Here is a 15,173-nt window from a genome sequence, read left to right as displayed (position 1 = left end):
CTAGCGGGTGGCGGCGGTGATGCCACCATCGACCACGAGCTGCTGCCCGGTGATGTACTTGCTCTCGTCGCTCGCCAGGAACAGCACGGCGTGCGCCACGTCCCAGGCATCGCCCATGCGCCCCATCGGTACCTGGTTGTGCCGGTGGGCGACGAAGCCGTCGAAGTCGCCCTTGGCGTATTTGTCGGCCAGGCGCTTGACCAACGGCGTGAAGACCAGGCCGGGGACCACGCTATTGAGACGGACGCCGCGTGCCGCATAGATCACTGCGGTGGTCTGCGTCATCTGCATCAGGGCGGCCTTGCTCGCGGAATAGGCGACCTGGGGCTTGCCGACATAGCGCAGTCCGGCGATCGACGAGATGTTGACGACCGAGCCGCCGCCCTGGCGCTCCATGACCGGCAGGACGTGCTTGCAGGCGAGGAAGGCGCTTTTCAGGTTCACGTCCATCTGCTCATCCCAGATATCCTCGTCCATCGTGACCGGGTCGCCCGGTTCCGAACGGCCGACGTTGTTGATCAGGATGTCGATGCGGCCGAACCTGGCGATGCAGGCATCCACCAGGGCCTTGACCTCGGCGGCCTTCGTCACGTTGCAGACCTGGACGTGCGCTACGCCGCCTTCTGCTTCAATCAATTTGCGGGTGGCCTGCGCGGCCGCCTCGTTCAGGTCGCAGCCGTAGACGCTGGCGCCCTGGCGCGCGAGCAGGACGGAGATCGCCTTGCCGTTGCCCCAGCCCTCACCGACTGTTCCGCAGCCCGTCACCAAAGCGACTTTCCCATTCAGTTTGAGCACGTTTTTTTCCTCTTTGTCTCTCTCAAAAAAATTATAAGAACGAGCGCGCCCTGAGGGAAATAGATTCTTTGACCGGTTTGATAGACTGAAGGAATGAATCTTTCGCCGCGTCAACTGAGGATTTTTGTGTCGCTCGCGCAATCGCTGAACTTCAGCCGCACGGCCGACCAGTTCTGTGTCGCGCAGCCGACCTTGAGCAAGATCGTGCGCGAGATCGAGCAAGAGGTCGGCGTCCGCCTGTTCGAGCGCACGACCCGCAGCGTCAAGCTGACCGCGGACGGCGAGGCGCTGGTCGGTGTGGCGAGCCGGGTGACGCAGGAATTCGAGGTCGGCCTCACCGAGTTCGAGGAGGTGGCGCGCCGACGCATCCAGCGCCTGTCGATCGCGGCCTTGCCGACGCTCGCGGCCATGGTTCTGCCCGGGCCCGTCGCGGCCCTGCGCGCCGAGATGCCCAACGCCTTCATCCGGATCCATGATGTGTTCACCGACCAGGCGCTCGACCTGTTGCGTGCGTGCAAGGTCGACCTGGCGTTGACCGGCGTCGACGTGGTTCACAAGGACCTGGACTACGAGGAAATCGTGTGCGAGCGTTTCGTTCTGCTGTCGTCGCGGCAGCATCCCGGCGTCCGGAAGATACGAGCCTGGTCGGAGGAGGAAATCGGTGCCTTGCCGATCATCACAATGCCGCACGGAACGGGTACGCGCCAATTCGTCGAAGCCGCGTTCATCAGCAAGGGGCTGCCGTTCCGGCCCTGCATGGAGCTCAACAACCTGACGTCGATCGCGAAGTTCGTCAAGGCGGGCTGCGGTGTCGCTGTGCTGCCCCTGTCGGGCGCGCAACTCGTGCTGGACGACGGCCTGTTCATCACCTCGCTGCGCGGGGCGCCGGAGCGGTCTATCGGGATCGTCACGCGGCGCGACACCGAACTGCCCCTGCTCGCGGCCAAGATGGTGATGTCGATCCGGCAGTCGGCGAGCTCGCTCGGAAAAGGCTGAAAAACGGGTTCTGTCGCGTTAACCGCTGACGAGCGCACGCCGGGCGGGGACGAACGCCCGTCCCTCAGGCCGGACGGATTCGCCTTGCCAGCGCATACCAGAACTGCTTACCCGCCAACTGCGGCGCAGCGTCTCGAATGTGCTCAATACCCGCACGGACATTGGCCAGCGTGGTCTTGATCTGGCTGGCCGCTTCGTGGGTCGGCGCAGGCTGCATCTCCGATGATTTTGTTCATGCCCAACACTTCAGGATAAACACCGTCGCCGCGCAGTGCGCCGATATGGGCGTAGCGGCTGTGACCGTCCAGGCTGCCCAGCAGCCATGTTCCCGGGACATCGACCAGCTTGGGTGCGTTGGGGCTGGTGTAGCGCAACGGGCAGCTTTGCAGCCATCGCTCAAACAAACCGCTGGTCTCCAAAAATTCGGCAAAGAAGGCAAGTTGCCCCATGGTTGTCTGTGCTTCTAAAAGTATTTTTTAGAGGCAACAAGCAGTCTGACACAAAGGGGGTGTGGAGCGAAGCGTTGACAGGGGGAGTTTAAACCTGGGTGTGGAAGCCGGGCAACTGGTGGCCGTGACACTGTGGGTGTTGCTGGCCGCGGGTGTTTTGGCGCTGACGGCGGTGAGATTTTTGCTATATAAATAATAGCTTATACAGACCGTGCTGTATGGGCTAGAGGCCTAAATCACTAAAATTCTGGAGTGGTGCCAGCGCCGGGAAGCTGGCGGGCCGTTTTTGCTTCATGGCGCTCACCGCCTCGCGCACATGCTGGTTGCTCCAGATCGCGCCCTGCAGCCAGCCCATCTGCTTGAGCGCATCGTCCACCGAATGGTCGCGCGCGTAGTGAATCGCCTGTTTGGTGCCCCAGATCGCGACCGGAGGTTTGGCGGCAATCTCTTTGGCGCATTGCAGCGCGCCAGCCAGCATCGCCTCGGGCGAGTCAAACACCTCGTTGACCAGGCCGCACGCCAGCGCCCGGGCCGCGCCCAGCTTGCGGCCGGTGTAGGCCAGCTCCTTGACCAGCGCCAGCGGCATCAGCTTGGGCAGGCGCTGCAAGGTGCCCACGTCGGCCACCATGCCGATGTTGATCTCCTGGATGCGGAAAAACGTCTCGCTGCTGGCATAGCGGATGCAGCAGGCGCTCACCATGTCCACCGCGCCGCCAATGCAGCCGCCCTGAATCGCGGCAATCACCGGAATGCGCAGCGTTTCCAGTTTGGTGAAGGTGGCCTGCATGTTGGCAAGCATGTCAAAGATGGCCGCGCGGCCTTCGGGGCTCTGGTCGTCCATGGCGATATCGCCGCCAAAGGTTTCCAGCGCCATGCCGGCGCTGAAGTGCTTTCCGGTGCTGGAGATCACCAGTACCCTGGCGAGTCCTTGCTGGTGGAGGTGCGCCAGCACCTGATCGAGCTCGCGCCAGAACGTCGGGTGCATGGTGTTCATCGCTTTGGGGCGATTGAGCACCAGGTGGGCCACATGATCGGTGGTGGTGAGGCTAAAACAGGTCAGTAGAGGGTGTTTCATGGCTGCACTTTAAGCCACGCGGGCAGCGCCCGCCAGTCGCCCCTGAGACCCAACTGGCGGGATTTTTGACGGGCCCTTTTTTAAAGTTTGCGCCGCCTCGGCACCACCGACAGCTGCACGACGCTCTTGGCCAGCGCAGCGCCCACGGTGGTTTGCTGCGGCGCCACATCCAGCAGCTGGTCGGCTTGCCAGACCCTGATCTGTGCCGCACCGTCTGGCAGGTCTTCAAAAATCGCCAGGCCCTCCGCACTGGTTTTGCTGGCCCAGGGTGACTCGCTGGCATAGACATAGCCACGCATGGAGCCGTGAATGAAGCAGCCCATCAGCGTGGCGCCCATGACGCCGGTCTTGTCGAGCGTGATATCGGTGGGTTTGGCGGGCTTGCCTTCCGATTTTCCTTCCAGGCGCAGCTCAAACCCGGCGTTGCTGGCGTTGAACTGGCCCATGCCCGCAGGCGAGCTGCGGACATGGTGGTCCCACGGATCGTTGTTGATGAAGCGAACCTTGGCGCCCACAGGCACCAAGGTGACGCCAGGCAGGAACTGCATCTTTTCCTGGGTGATGCTGGCCTCGAGGGGCAGCGATTTTTTGGGCAACACGGTTTTGTTGGCCGGGCTGACCACCACTACCGCGTCGGCCACCGGCTTGCCCTCCCTGTCGATCACGGAGACCACGAGGTTTCCGGCGGATGCGCAGGTGGACAAGGCTGCGAGCGCGCTCAGAAGCAGTATTTTTTTCATGATGTGGGGGGCGGGCGTGAGGGGGGCGTTGGCCAGTAAAGCGCTTACTGAGGCGTGATGATGTCGCGGTGCATGGGCGCCAGCAGGGCCAGCATTTTGTTTTGTGTGGCAAACGGAATGCCTTTGGCGTCCATGCTGAGTTGCAGCACTTCCACCAGCGCATGGAAATCGGACTTTTTGATGTCCAGTTCGGCGTGTGAACTCTTCATGTCGGCGCCCTTGTAAACGCAGGGGCCACCGCCCAGCACACAGAACTGGTCCACCAGTTGTTCCTTGACATGCTGCTGATTGGCGGGCTGAAAGTGGGGGCCGGTGCGCGGGTCGGCCAGCAGCCGCGTCATGAAGTCGTCCATCAGGGACACCAGGCCGGTTTTTTCGCCGAAGGCTTTGTACAGCTGGTCGTTATTTGAAGCGGATTGCGCCAATGCAGAACCCGCCATCAGCAGGCCTGCTGCGGCAAATGCGAAAGAGAGCAGGGATTTTTTCATGTTCGTTCCTTGAGGGGTGTGGTTGGCGGGATTTAAAAGGCGACCTGGGCCGACAGGTAGTAGCCGGTCTGTTTGCGGCTGGCCGTGGTGGCCGGCACGATCACGCCCAGGTCCACATACGCCAGCGTCAGGGAGACGTTTTTGGTCGGCGCCCAGGCAATGAAAATGTCTTTCCAGTCCCCGGCGCGCAGCCCGTTGCCCAGGCCGGCTGCCTTCCCCGCGGTTTCCAGCTTGTTGCGCATGAAGCGGTATTCGGCACCCACCGCAACGTTTTTGCTGAGCAGGTAAGCCACTGAAACTTCGGGCTGCAGGCTGTACCTGCTTTCATCGCCGCCCAGCGTGGCGCCATAGCCCAGCAAGCCGTTCTGGTTGGCTTTGGTGGCGCGCAGCGTGCCGTTGAGCAGCAGGCTTTGGCCCAGGAATAGCTTGGTGGCGCTGACGTAGAAGTCCGTGCCCTGTCGTTTGGCGCCCAGTGCATTGAGCGTGCCGTCCAGGCCGGTCGAACCCAGTGTTTTGTACTGCACGCCGACTGCCACTTGCGGCACCAGCGAGTCACTGTCGAGCACGGCATCGCCCAGCACGCGCACTTTGGCGCCCACGATGGTTTGTTTCAGGTGCAGGTCCGGCAGGCCCAGCGCCGTGCCGGTTCCGCGGGTGTTGAAGTCCTGCTGCGCAATCGACAGCTCAGCGCGGTCCTGAATGCCGACCGCTGCGCCATAGACGTTCAGCCCATAGTCTTTGGTGTTCACGCGGGTGGCGTAGGCCGATCCGCCGATTTCGCCCTCGGTGGCGTTGCTGCCAATCACGGCCCACGGCGTCAGGCCTCCGCCGGCAGCGCCTTCAATGGTGCTGACACCGCCGGTCAGCAGCAGTTTGCCGGTATCGGCCTGCGCACCTGCGCAAAACACGGCGGCGCAGGCGGCGATCAAAGGGGTTGCAAATTTTGTGCTCATAGCGCTCCTGGGGGGTTTATGGATGGGTTAGACAGCATGTAATGAAATGCGTACTAGCCATACGGTCCCGACCCGGCGCTGGATTCAAAAAATTGCAGTCAAGCCCCGTGAGGCGGAAATAGTTCACGAACTGGCCGCAGGCCAGCGCTAGAAAAGCTGGTCTTTTGCTATGGTTTCAGTAGCTGCTGAATCCCGTTCTGATTGGGCTAAATGCGTATTTGACTCATGAAACGGGGTTTCGCCGGCTTTGGCCAGCGTGGCGGCTCTCACCCCCAGCAGGCGCAGCCGCTGGTCCAGCGGCACCCGCTTCAGGCACAGGCCGGCAATTTTGCGGATGGTGGGGGCGTCAGCGGTGAACTGCTCCAGGGTCTGGTCGCGCGTCACGCTCCTGAAGTCGTCGTAGCGCAGCTTGATGCCGATGGTCTTGGCCACATAGCCCTTGCGCTGCAGGTCGGCCGCCACCTGCTCGCACAGACGGGTAAAAATGGCGCCCAGCTCGGCCTTGTCGCGCACCGCATGCAGGTCGCGCTCAAAGGTGGTTTCGCGGCTCATGCTGACCGGCTCGCTTTCCGTCACCACCGGGCTGCTGTCGCGGCCCCAGGCGGCCTCGTGCATCCAGGTGCCCGTGGCTTTGCCAAAGTGGGCGACCAGGAACGAAGCGTCCTGCGCGGCCAGCTCGCCAATGGTGTGGATGTTCAGTTTGGCCAGTTTTTCGCCCGCCTTGGGGCCAATGCCGTTGATCTTGCGGCAGGCCAGCGGCCAGATGCAGGTTTGCAGGTCAGCCTCATGCACCACCGAAATGCCATTGGGCTTGTTGAACTCGCTCGCCATCTTGGCCAGCAGCTTGTTGGGCGCCACGCCGACCGAGCAGGTCAGGCCGGTGGCCTGGAAAATGCTTTTCTGGATCAGCCGCGCCAGCACCCGGCCGCCTTCACGCTGGCCGCCCGGCACGTCGGTGAAGTCGATGTAGACCTCGTCCACGCCCCGGTCCTGCACCAGCGGGGAAATCTCGGTGATGGTGCTTTTGAACAGGCGAGAGAATTTGCGGATCTCGTCAAAATCCACCGGCAGCACAATCGCCTGCGGGCACAATTTGGCCGCTTTCATCAGGCCCATGGCCGAGCCGACGCCAAAATGCCGCGCCGCATAAGTCGCGGTGGTGATGACGCCCCGGCCCACGTAGTCCTTGAGCAGCGGAAATTCAGCCACCGGGATGAAACGCAATGCCCGCTCGCCATGACGGGCCAGCAACTCCTCATCGATCTTGCGCCGCCCGCCGCCAATCACCACCGGCAGCCCCTTGAGTTGCGGATAGCGCAGCAACTCGACGGATGCGAAGAAGGCGTCCATGTCGAGGTGGGCAATGCGGCGGGTCATGGGTCTTTCAGCAGGGTGGGGAGAGCTCACACAGCGAGGATACGCCAAGAGCCCGCCGGGCCTGCCTGTCGAAAGACGCAGCACCTGGATGCCTGGAAAAGCATGGGAGCGCTTCCTGCCGCCCCGCTGCCCGGCGATGCCAGCGGAGGCAAAGGAACGTGTCGAGCGCATCCGCGAGGCGGTAGTGCAGGTCACGTCCCAAGTCATTGAGGCGACCAGGCGTTATCCAGACTTCCGCTCTTCCATCGTTACTTCAGGAGGTGATTGACCGCGTCTATTCCTGCTTGAGCGCAGGTTTCGTCTTCGTCGGCTGTGCCTCCACTGACGCCGATGCCTCCGATGTGCATCCCGGCGGCACGTATGGGCAGGCCGCCCGCAAAGGCAACAACCCCGCGGACATGGACGAATCCCGGGAGTGGCGCTGGCTTGCCGTCTTTGCCGTAGGACAGCTCTTGAACAAAGCGGGTGCTGAATGGGAACTTGGCGGAGGTCTGCGCTTTCGTCAGGGCGATATCGCCACTGCCAAGAAATGATCGATCCATTCTTACGAAGACAATCGGCTGCGCACCGCCGTCGACCACCGCGATGTTCATGCGCCACCCTTTCTGCGTGGCAAGCGATTCGCAAGCCGTCGCCATCGTTCGGGCCACATTCAGCGACAAGGTCGGACTCATCTCGAGCGCGTTGGCAGGGCTGGCGAAAAACGTCATGGCGCAGGTCGCCACCATGGCCAGAGAATGAATTTGCTTTTTCATGATTTGTCTCCGTGTTGAATTTCGTTCAATGCGTGGGCGCTTTTCGACAATTTGCTTGTCATCAGGCGCAGGTCTCTTGTTCCTCATGCCGTCTCCTTCGTGGTGAAAATCAGGGATGGAGGGGCGCTCCATGGAGTGCGTCGTGCAAGGCCCAGGCCAGCGGATGCGCGATCTCGAAAACGGAAGGCGCAACGCCGATCTCCTGGGCGAGTGACGTGGTGCGTTGGATCAGGTGGTCAACATGGGTGGCCGGGCGGCTCAGGGCTTGGCACAAGGCAGGCCATTGCGGCCGCTCCAGCAGCAGGCCCGCCACCAGCAGGATGCCGGTACGGCGCCTGATTTGCGCCAGCCCGACGATCTTGCGCAAGCCCACCACCACTTCCCAGGGCGAGACGCCGCCATAGCAGGCCCAGTCCAGGTCTTTGCCGACGTCGTTTGCATGCGCGAAGCCGCGTGCTTCGTCGGGCGCTACCGCATGGGCCGCGATCCCGAGGTTTTGCAGCACGCCTGCGTAGAGCTCCCCGAGCCAGCGGTAGCTCGAAACGGGGCTCGCTGTCACCAGCGGATGCCCATTCGGCAGCGCGATGGAAGCGCTGAGCATCCAGGGGCCGACCAGCACCGCGCCGCCGCCAGCCTGGCGCACGAGCGTGTCCACACCCGTGGCCGTCGTACCGGCCAGGCCCGCCAGCGCCGACCGCTGCGCGCAGCCGAGCACCACCGCCGGCGTGCGGTAACGCCACAGGCGCACCTGCGGTTCCAGCACGGGACTGGCAAGCTGACGCTCGTTCCAGACCTGCTCATCGCGGGCTGGCACGCACAGCGGCACATAAGGCAGGTCGCGCTTCATAGGCCCTCGCAGGACTCCAGCCGGCGGCGGATATCGGCCAGGAACAGCGCGGCCGGGTAGCCATCGACTGCGCGGTGATCGAAGACCAGGGTCAAGGTGCTCATGGGCGCGGCCACGATCTGGCCTTTGCGCACCACGGCCTGCTCGGCAATGCGGCTCAGACCCAGGATACCGACCTGCGGTGGGTTCAGGATCGGGGTGAACCAGTCGATGCCGGTCATGCCCAGGTTGGTCACCGTGAAGGTTCCACCCTGAAATGCCTTGGGCGGGAGCGCACTGGCGCGAGCGCCCGCAGCGAGTTCACGCGAGGCGTCGGCCAACTGCTCAATGGACTTCATGTCGGCATCGCGGATCACCGGCACCGCTAACCCATCGGGCAGCGAGACCGCCAGGCCCAGGTTGATGCCGGGCATGCGCTCGATGCCGCCTTCGCGCAGGCAGGCGTTGAGCGCGGGGTGCGCGCGCAGCGTCAGCGCCACGGCCCGCAGCACGACGTGCGTGATGGTGATGCGGGTCGCGCTGCCCAGTCTGGCCTGCAATCTGGCTTGCAGGGCCAGGCTGCGCGTCATGTCGACCTCGACCGCCTGGGCCACGCGCGGTGCCTGCCAGCCCGCCGTCACGTTGCGCGCAATGCTGCCGCGCAGGCCTTTGAGCGGGATCAGCGCGGACGGCGCGGCCGCCGGTGAGCTCGGGACCTCGGTCGTCACGACGCTCCCCGCAGCACACCCAGCGGCGCGCCGCGCGCAAAGGTCTCTTCGGCCCTGACCAGTATCTTCTCGATCACGCCGTCGGCTGGCGCTGTCACCTCGTGGTTGGTCTTGACCACGACCACGCTGGCAATGGCCTGACCGGCCGTTACCGCGGCGCCCTCGGCGACCAGCCAGTCTTCGACCAGGGCTTCGGTCCCGGGCTCCACGTCTTGCCAGACCTCGTCGGGCAAGACAATCTCGATGCGACTCATGCCAGCGTCCCCACCAGTTTTTTGGCCTGGGCCAGTTGACGCGCGGCCTGGACAATCGACGAGGTCTGTGGAATCACAAATTGCTCAAGCGGACGACTATAGGGAATGGGCACGTCGGGCACGGCCAGGCGGCGCACGGGTGCTTTCAGCGGTACGGTGTCGAGGTTTTCGGCAATCAGGGCCGAGATTTCGCCCGAGAGTCCAAAGCTCAGGTAATCCTCGTCGGCAATCAGCAGCCGGCCGGTCTTGCGCACCGAGGCCAGCACGGCGGCGCGGTCCAGCGGCACGATAGTGCGCAGGTCGATGATCTCGGCGCTGATGCCCTCGCGGTCCAGCTCGTCGGAGGCGATCACAGCCTTTTGCACCATCTGGCTCAGCGTCACGATGGTCAGGTCCGAGCCTTCGCGCACCACCCGGGCCTGGCCGAATGGAATGGCATAAGGTGCTTCGGGCACTTCGTTGGTGCTGCCCTCGAAGTACGACATCCAGGGCAGGCCCATGATGCCCTTGTGGAATAGAAACACCACCGGGTTGTTGTCGCGGATGGCCTGGGTCATCAGGCCCTTGGCGTCATAGGCATTCGAGGGCACGACAACTTTCATGCCCGGCATGTGGGCGAAGGTCGCGTACAGGCACTGCGAATGCTGCGCCGCATCGTTGTAGCCACCGCCGATGGCGCTCATCAAAACCATGGGCAACTGGATGTTGCCGCCGGACATGTAGATGTTCTTGGCCATGTGGTTGTAGATCATGTCCATGCAGACGCCGAAGAAGTCGACGAACATCAACTCGGCGATGGGGCGCATGCCTGCGGCCGCGGCGCCGATGGCCGTGCCAATGAAGCCGGTTTCCGAAATCGGCGTGTCCATGATCCGGTCCTTGCCGAACTTGGCGAGCAGGCCGCCGGTGGCGCTGAAGATGCCCCCGTACTTGCCCACGTCTTCACCAAGTACAAAAACTTCGGGGTCGCGTTCCATTTCCTGCGCAATGGCTTCCGAGATGGCCTGGGCCATGGTCAGCTTGCGGGTGGCGGGTGCGTTCATGAGAGTTGTCTCCTTGTCAGTACGGGTTTGCGTTCAGGCAAAGACGTGCAGCAGCGCGTCTTCGGGCTTCGGGTAGGGGCTGTTGCGGCCGAAGTCATAGGCCTCGGTGATGCGTTCGGTGACCGCTGCGCGCAGCTTCTGGTCGAGCGCGTCGTTCAGCACGCCCAACTTGCGCAGGTGGTCGCCGAGCTTGGGGATCGGGTCGTTCTTGCGTAGCGCCTCCACCTCGCCTTTGGGGCGGTAGGTTTCGGGGTCACCCTGGAAGTGGCCGAGGTAGCGGTCAGTCTTGACTTCGATCAGCGTGGGACCTTCGCCACGGCGGGCGCGCGCCACGGCAGTACCCGCGGCCTCGAACACTTCGAGCGCGTCGTTGTGTTTAACCCGAACGCCCGGGATGCCGTAGGCCGAGGCGCGGTCGGAATTCCAGGCAATCGAGGTCGACTCGGACTTTTCGACCGAGATCGCGTACTTGTTGTCTTCGCAGACGAAGATCACCGGCAGGCGCCACAGCGCCGCGAGGTTCAGCGACTCATGGAACGCGCCCTGATTCGTTGCGCCTTCGCCGAAGAAGGCTACGGCCACCGCGTCGGTGCCACGCTTCTTGGCCGCGAGCGCCGCGCCGCAGGCCGGCGGCATGCTCGCGCCGATGATGCCGCTGCAACTGAACTTGTGCTCGGGGTCGAACAGGTGCATGTGGCCGCCCTTGCCGCGGCTCAGACCTGTGACCTTGCCGAACATCTCGGCCGTCATCGGATTCAGCGGCACGCCTTTGGCAATGGCGAAATGGTGCGGCCGGTGCGCGCCGACCACGGTGTCGTCCTTGCGCAGGTGGGCGCAAACGCCTACCGCCACAGGTTCCTGGCCGGCCGCCAGATGCATTTCACCGGGCACCGGTCCGGCGCCAATGTCGAAGGCCAGGCCCTTCTGGATATTGGGAGGCAGCTTGCCCTCCAGGTAGACCTTGGCCATGGTCTCTTCGTACTCGCGGATTTCGACCATGGTTTCGTACATCCAGAGCAACTGCTTTGTCGTTGGTTCCATTGCGGATATCTCCTTTATTGGGTTGACCTGTTGCAGCGGCCGCCATTGGCTCGCAGGCAGGTCAACGCTTTAGGCAACATTGATGCCAGGCTTGAACCAGGGAGAAACCCTCATAAAAAACGCGATGAATCAGCGGTCGAGGCCGCAGTCCTGCGACAGCTGTCGCAGGACCGGCTGACTTTTGGCGGCAAGGCCTGCGACAGCTGTCGCCATACCGGTCTTGCCTGCGACATTGTTACGGGGCGCGTGGCTTGCACCGGCAAACTTGGCGCCAGGCTGTAAACACCATGGCCAGCTTTCTGCTGGCGATGTACCATGGGCAGGCCCAAGCAGGTTCGCAGCAGGAGACAAATTCATGAACCAGGCCCAGATTGCCGCCGGTGTGGACCGCAGGCTCGCGCTCGCGGGCGCGCCCGAGCCCGGGTCGCCGATCGCTCAGTCCTGGCGTCGCTCGATCGAAGTCCATCGGCTCGACCCGGGGCGTCCGGCCCCGCCGCGCGTGCTGCCGGCCCACCACCTGCGCGACTACCAGGCGCCGCTCGAACCCTTGCTGCACATTGCGCGCAGTGGCATGGAAAAGCTGTTTGCGCAGATACGCGATGCCGGCTATGTGGTGCTGCTGACCGACGCGCATGGTGTCACGGTGGATTTCATGAACAACCCGCTGCTGGACCGCGAGCTGCGCCGAGCCGGCCTCTACCTCGGTTCCTGCTGGTCGGAAGACGAGGAAGGCACCTGCGCCGTGGGCCTGTGCACGATCGACCGGCTGCCGGTCACGGTGCACCATGGCGAGCACTTCCGCGCCCCCAACACCTCGCTGACCTGCAGTGGGGCGCCGATCTTTGCGCCCGGCGGCGAGCTGCTGGCCGTGCTCGATGCCTCGGCCCTGTTCTCGCCGGACGACAAGCGCAGCCAGCACCTGGTGCTGCAAATGGTCAGCGGCACGGCGCGCATGATCGAGAACGCGCACTTCCTGCGCCAGTTCGAGCATTGCCTGGTGCTGCGCCTGAGCGCGCGGCGCGAGTTCCTCGACGTTGATGTCGAAGGCCTGCTGGCGCTCAATGAAGAAGGCGTGATCGTGGCCGCCAACGCCCGCGCCCAGCTGGAATTCGGCGGCGCAGCCCGGCCCCTGCCCGGGCTGCGGCTGGAAGACCTGTTTGGCCTGCGCATGGAAGACCTGGGCCGGGCCATGGCGGCGGCCAATGGTGCGCCGTTTGCGTTGCGCACCCTGCAGTCGGCGCGGCGCTACTATGCCCAGCCGAGCCAGCCGAGCCAGCCGAGCCGGCTGGTTCGCAGCATGCCCAACGCGGGCAAGAATGCCTTGCCGGTCGCGCAGGGGCTGCAGGGGCCGCTGCAGAAGCTGGCCGGCGGCGACGCACAAATGGTGGTCAACGCCAACCAGGCCTTGCGCGTGCTGGATAAAGGCATTCCCGTGATGCTGCATGGTGAAACCGGCACCGGCAAGGAAGTTTTTGCGCACGCCATGCACGAGGCCAGCGGACGCGCGGCCGCACCTTTCGTGGCGCTCAATTGCGCGGCGATTCCCGAGTCACTGATTGAAAGCGAGCTGTTTGGCTACCGCGACGGCGCTTTCACGGGCGCGCGGGCCAAAGGCGTGCGCGGCAAGATTACCCAAGCCGATGGCGGCACTCTGTTTCTCGATGAAATTGGCGACATGCCGCTGAACCTGCAAACGCGCCTGCTGCGCGTGCTGGCCGAGCGCGAGGTGCTGCCTCTCGGGGCTGAAAAACCGGTTCCGGTGGACTTGCAGGTGATCTGCGCGACGCACCGCGACCTGACCGAACTGGTCAGCGCGGGCCAATTCCGCCAGGACCTGTATTACCGGCTCAATGGCATGGTGCTCAAGCTGCCCGCGCTGCGCGAGCGCAGCGACAAGGTGGCGCTGATTCATCAATTGCTGCGCGAGGAAGCGGCGGCCCAGCAGCGTGCCAGCCATGGGATCGCCGAAAACGCCCTGGCGGTGCTGCTGCACTACGACTGGCCGGGCAACATCCGCCAGCTCAAGAACACGTTGCGCTCAGCCCTGGCGCTCAGTGATGACGGGCTGGTGGAACTCGAGCATCTGCCGGCCGATGTGCGGTGCACGGTCTGCAATCTGATGCCGCCGCCGCGGCTGGCGACCCTGGGCTTCAATGAAGACGTTGTTCCCGCGGAAAGCGCTCCCCCCGTGGACAGGGTCGTTGTTTCAGAGCCGACGTTGCCAAATGCGCAAGCGCAGGCCCTGCGGCTGGCCCTGAAGCAGCATCAGTGGAACATCGCACAGACGGCGCGTCATCTGGATTTGTGCCGCGCGACCGTGTATCGACGAATGAAGCGGCACGGCATCGTGCCCCCCAACTTGCGAGACTAGTGTGGTGTTGTGGGTGTCGGCTGCAAAAGCGCCGCAGCGAAGGCAGTCATTTCGACCCCATGCAACTCATCAGTTGCCGGTTTGGTCGCGGGCTGGAATCATTGAGTTCCCCAAAGGGTCCGCCGATTTTTTTTAATACGTACCCGGAAGCAAAATGCTTTTGTCCACGGTGTTGATGTCGGTGTGGCCGCAGAACGCCATGGTGATGTCGAGTTCCTTGTGGATGATCTGCAGCGCCTTGGTCACGCCGGCTTCGCCCATGGCGCCCAGGCCGTAGACCATGGCGCGGCCAATCAGCGTGCCGCGTGCGCCCAGCGCCCAGGCCTTGAGCACGTCCTGGCCGGAACGGATGCCGCCGTCCATCCACACTTCAATCTCCGGGCCCACCGCCTCGACGATGGCGGGCAGGGCCGAGATGCTGGACTGCGCACCGTCGAGCTGGCGGCCACCGTGGTTGCTCACCACGATGGCGTCGGCGCCGCTTTGCACAGCAAGTTTGGCGTCTTCCACATCCTGGATGCCCTTGAGGATCAGCTTGCCGCCCCATTTTTCCTTGACCCAGGCCACGTCTGCCCAGGAAAGGCGCGGGTCGAACTGCTCGTTGGTCCAGGCTGCCAGCGAATTCATGTCGCTGACCCCCTTGACATGGCCGACCAGGTTGCCGAAGGTGTGGCGGCGCGTGCCGGCCATGCCCATGCACCAGCGCGGCTTGGTCATGAGGTTGATGATGTTGGCCAGGGTCGGCTTGGGCGGCGCCGTCAGGCCGTTCTTCAGGTCCTTGTGGCGCTGGCCGATCACCTGCAGGTCCAGCGTCAGCACCAGCGCGTCGCAGCCCGCCTTGCGGGTGCGCTCGATCATGGCGGCCATGGCCTCGCGGTCGCGCATCATGTAGAGCTGGAACCAGAAAGGGCGCTGCGTGTTGGCCGCAATGTCCTCGATGGAGCAGATGCTCATGGTCGACAGGATGAAGGGAATGCCGAACTTTTCAGCCGCCCTGGCCGCCTTGATCTCGCCGTCGGCATGCTGCATGCCTGTCAGTCCCACCGGCGCAATCGCCACCGGCATCTTTGCCAGGCATCCGACCAGGGTGGCCGCCGTGCTGCGGTTCTCCATGTTGACCGCGACCCGCTGGCGCAGCTTGATGGTCTGGAAGTCGTCCGAGTTGGCGCGGTAGGTGCCTTCGGTCCAGGAGCCGGAGTCGGCGTAGTCGTAGAACATGCGCGGCACGCGCTTTTGCGCCAGCACGCGCAGGTCTTCGATGTTGGTGATGACGGTCACGGCG

General features: G+C 63.8%; 16 protein-coding genes. 2 read left to right on the top strand and 14 right to left on the bottom strand.

Going from position 1 to position 15,173, the window contains the following annotated elements; translation table 11 throughout:
- Entirely contained in the window at nt 1-795 is a 795-nt protein-coding gene (locus Q8K05_RS02740) for an SDR family NAD(P)-dependent oxidoreductase (RefSeq protein WP_305245008.1), read from the bottom strand.
- Nucleotides 796-888: 93 nt separating this feature from the next.
- Here Q8K05_RS02740 and Q8K05_RS02735 point away from each other — a divergent pair, with 93 nt between their 5' ends.
- Nucleotides 889-1,791: a LysR family transcriptional regulator gene (locus tag Q8K05_RS02735; protein WP_305245007.1), complete on the top strand. Its 903-nt coding sequence runs from the start codon at nt 889-891 to the stop codon at nt 1,789-1,791.
- Nucleotides 1,792-1,934: 143 nt separating this feature from the next.
- On the opposite strand, the gene Q8K05_RS02730 is transcribed toward Q8K05_RS02735, so the two are convergent.
- From Q8K05_RS02730 to Q8K05_RS02675, 12 genes are all read right to left on the bottom strand, one after another.
- Nucleotides 1,935-2,240 carry a hypothetical protein gene (locus Q8K05_RS02730; RefSeq protein ID WP_305245006.1) on the bottom strand — a complete coding sequence of 102 codons (306 nt, stop codon included), beginning with the start codon at nt 2,238-2,240 and terminating at the stop codon, nt 1,935-1,937.
- A 223-nt stretch (nt 2,241-2,463) separates the two neighbouring features.
- Nucleotides 2,464-3,315, bottom strand: coding sequence for an enoyl-CoA hydratase-related protein (locus Q8K05_RS02725; protein ID WP_305245005.1), 852 nt, complete (start codon nt 3,313-3,315; stop codon nt 2,464-2,466).
- Between the two features lie 80 nt (nt 3,316-3,395).
- Nucleotides 3,396-4,055 (bottom strand): plastocyanin, encoded by a 660-nt coding sequence (locus Q8K05_RS02720; RefSeq protein WP_305245004.1) that lies wholly within the window; start codon nt 4,053-4,055, stop codon nt 3,396-3,398.
- A gap of 44 nt (nt 4,056-4,099) precedes the next feature.
- Entirely contained in the window at nt 4,100-4,543 is a 444-nt protein-coding gene (locus Q8K05_RS02715) for a group 1 truncated hemoglobin (protein ID WP_305245003.1), read from the bottom strand.
- A 32-nt stretch (nt 4,544-4,575) separates the two neighbouring features.
- Nucleotides 4,576-5,496 (bottom strand): DUF3034 family protein, encoded by a 921-nt coding sequence (locus Q8K05_RS02710; RefSeq protein WP_305245002.1) that lies wholly within the window; start codon nt 5,494-5,496, stop codon nt 4,576-4,578.
- A gap of 147 nt (nt 5,497-5,643) precedes the next feature.
- Nucleotides 5,644-6,873: a DNA polymerase IV gene (locus Q8K05_RS02705; RefSeq protein ID WP_305245001.1), complete on the bottom strand. Its 1,230-nt coding sequence runs from the start codon at nt 6,871-6,873 to the stop codon at nt 5,644-5,646.
- Between the two features lie 248 nt (nt 6,874-7,121).
- Nucleotides 7,122-7,628 carry a heme-binding protein gene (locus tag Q8K05_RS02700; protein WP_305245000.1) on the bottom strand — a complete coding sequence of 169 codons (507 nt, stop codon included), beginning with the start codon at nt 7,626-7,628 and terminating at the stop codon, nt 7,122-7,124.
- Nucleotides 7,629-7,737: 109 nt separating this feature from the next.
- Nucleotides 7,738-8,475: a ligase gene (locus Q8K05_RS02695; RefSeq protein WP_305244999.1), complete on the bottom strand. Its 738-nt coding sequence runs from the start codon at nt 8,473-8,475 to the stop codon at nt 7,738-7,740.
- The gene (locus Q8K05_RS02690) at nt 8,472-9,182 is read right to left on the bottom strand and encodes a dihydrolipoamide acetyltransferase family protein (protein WP_305244998.1); all 711 of its coding nucleotides are present in this window, start codon (nt 9,180-9,182) and stop codon (nt 8,472-8,474) included. The genes Q8K05_RS02695 and Q8K05_RS02690 overlap by 4 nt, the downstream gene beginning before the upstream one ends.
- Nucleotides 9,179-9,436, bottom strand: coding sequence for a lipoyl domain-containing protein (locus Q8K05_RS02685; protein WP_305244997.1), 258 nt, complete (start codon nt 9,434-9,436; stop codon nt 9,179-9,181). Before Q8K05_RS02685 ends, Q8K05_RS02690 begins: the two co-directional genes overlap by 4 nt.
- Nucleotides 9,433-10,479: an alpha-ketoacid dehydrogenase subunit beta gene (locus Q8K05_RS02680; protein WP_305244996.1), complete on the bottom strand. Its 1,047-nt coding sequence runs from the start codon at nt 10,477-10,479 to the stop codon at nt 9,433-9,435. The genes Q8K05_RS02685 and Q8K05_RS02680 overlap by 4 nt, the downstream gene beginning before the upstream one ends.
- Before the next feature lie 33 nt (nt 10,480-10,512).
- Nucleotides 10,513-11,520: a thiamine pyrophosphate-dependent dehydrogenase E1 component subunit alpha gene (locus tag Q8K05_RS02675; protein ID WP_305244995.1), complete on the bottom strand. Its 1,008-nt coding sequence runs from the start codon at nt 11,518-11,520 to the stop codon at nt 10,513-10,515.
- Nucleotides 11,521-11,875: 355 nt separating this feature from the next.
- On the opposite strand from Q8K05_RS02675, the gene Q8K05_RS02670 reads away from it, so the two are divergent.
- On the top strand, nt 11,876-13,891 hold the full coding sequence (locus tag Q8K05_RS02670; RefSeq protein WP_305244994.1) for a sigma-54-dependent Fis family transcriptional regulator: 2,016 nt from the start codon (nt 11,876-11,878) through the stop codon (nt 13,889-13,891).
- A gap of 132 nt (nt 13,892-14,023) precedes the next feature.
- Here the strand turns inward: Q8K05_RS02670 and Q8K05_RS02665 are convergent, their stop codons facing one another.
- Nucleotides 14,024-15,169, bottom strand: a complete 1,146-nt coding sequence (locus Q8K05_RS02665) for an alpha-hydroxy acid oxidase (RefSeq protein WP_305245030.1) — start codon at nt 15,167-15,169, stop codon at nt 14,024-14,026.
- Between the last annotated feature and the right edge of the window lie 4 nt (nt 15,170-15,173).

The sequence above is a fragment of the Polaromonas sp. genome (assembly GCF_030682935.1).
Taxonomy (GTDB): Bacteria; Pseudomonadota; Gammaproteobacteria; order Burkholderiales; family Burkholderiaceae_C; genus Polaromonas.
Note: the sequence above shows the minus strand (reverse complement) of the source record. Positions and strands in the feature narration are given on the sequence as shown.